The sequence below is a fragment of the Streptomyces sp. NPDC055103 genome, from assembly GCF_053607625.1.
On the sequence record NZ_JBSGTX010000173.1, the window covers coordinates 1 to 1550 of the forward strand.

Sequence of the window (1550 nt, forward strand, 5' to 3'; positions counted from 1 at the left end):
TGTCGGCGTACATGGGTGAGTGCTCAGGCGGGTACACGTGAACGTGCCCGGGTGGGTGAAGTCAGCCGGGCGGCGGGGTCAACAAATTGGGGTGACAGGTCTCGACCTGGTGGGCATGATCGGTCAGTTGTTCCGTCATGTCTGACTTCGGGGGTACGCCACGTCCATCCACCGCGAACAAGCCCGAGACTTGCCGTGGTCCGCCGCTGACCCCAACCGGAACCCTTTCGACTGGGACGACGATGAGGCAGCACGGTTGACGGCCCTGATCGTCCCGATGGTGCCCTCCGAGGCCGACCGGGCGGCTGATCCCGACCGGATGGCGGGCTGGCGATTCACCGACCAGGTCACCGTGCTCCTGGTGTCCCGTTACGGCCGGTGGGCCTGCGGCTGGGATCATTCGACCCACCACGGAGGTCCCGTCGAAACATGGTGCTGCGTTTCGGACTCGGTCGGAGAGGCGGAGGTGACCGCCGAACGCGTCGTGACCTGCCTGCTGGAGTGGCGTGACTGGCTGGAGGACATGGCCGAGCGGTTCGAGCAGCTTGCACCGCATCCCGACGCGGACGCCGAGGACCGAAGCTGGCATCTGGAACGCGCGGTGACCCGCCTGGTCACCGCGGTCGTCAACAGCACCCACGCCGAGTCGTGCTGGTACGGGCTCTGCAAGACGACGCTGACCTGGTTCCTCACCTCCACCGGCCTGGGCCTGGAAGAGGCTCAGAAAGCGGTGGAAGCCGCTATCGGCGGCCGGTTCAAGAGCCACGTTGCACCCGCCCCGACCCTGGTCGACACGGTTGGAGAGGATCTGGCAATTCGCCTGACCGGCCGCGGATTCTATCGTGAGCGATGACGCGCTGGCCGCGTGGTGCAAGGTCAGGGAGCAGGTCGACTGGTCCTCGGCCGCGAGCGTAGGCCCGGCACCGGTGCGCCCGGCCGTCGACGGACTCGCCGCCTGGTTCGACGGTCCGGTCCGCCTTCGCGACCCGGACCGCGCCGGGCGACTGCTAGCCGCGATGACCCTGTCCCGCGTCGCAGCCTCACGGGGAGAGCCGCTCACCCCGACCCTTCTCAACGGCTGGCAGAAGCTGGTCCTCGGTGTGAAGGAGGTGGGTCTGCGTCAGAGCGACGCCTTCGCCAAGGGCGGCCGGGAACGGTACGGCCTCACGCCCCACACATGGCAGGACTTCGCCGCCTGCCTGCACCAGAGCGCCGACCCGTCGGTTCCCCTGACAGCCCGCGCGGCCAGGGCATACCTCGATATCGCCTTCTTCCACCCCTACCCGGACGGCAACGCCCGCCTGGCACTGTTGGTCCTCGCCCACGTCCTGGAGAGGGAAGAAGTACGCCTGGACGAAGTGGGGCCGCTGCAAACCACCCGCTACGCGAACGACCCTGACGGCGCTCTCGACTTGGCGGATCTGGTCACCGTGCTGATCCGGGCCACTCACCGTCGGGCAACCGCACGGTGAGTGAAGGCTCCCGCCGAAGCGGGAGGTGAGCACGTTCATTCGTACCTTACTGAGCACTCTTATGAGTACGCCGACACC

At 67.5% G+C, this 1550-nt stretch carries 2 protein-coding genes; both read left to right on the forward strand.

The genetic code is table 11. The annotated features are described in order from the left end of the window. The first annotated feature begins 256 nt into the window (after positions 1-256). Positions 257-853 (forward strand): hypothetical protein, encoded by a 597-nt coding sequence (locus ACWFR1_RS40300; protein WP_453561080.1) that lies wholly within the window; start codon positions 257-259, stop codon positions 851-853. Further along, complete coding sequence (locus tag ACWFR1_RS40305) at positions 843-1472, forward strand: Fic family protein (protein ID WP_453561083.1); 630 nt, start codon at positions 843-845, stop codon at positions 1470-1472. Before ACWFR1_RS40300 ends, ACWFR1_RS40305 begins: the two co-directional genes overlap by 11 nt. Positions 1473-1550 lie beyond the last annotated feature (78 nt).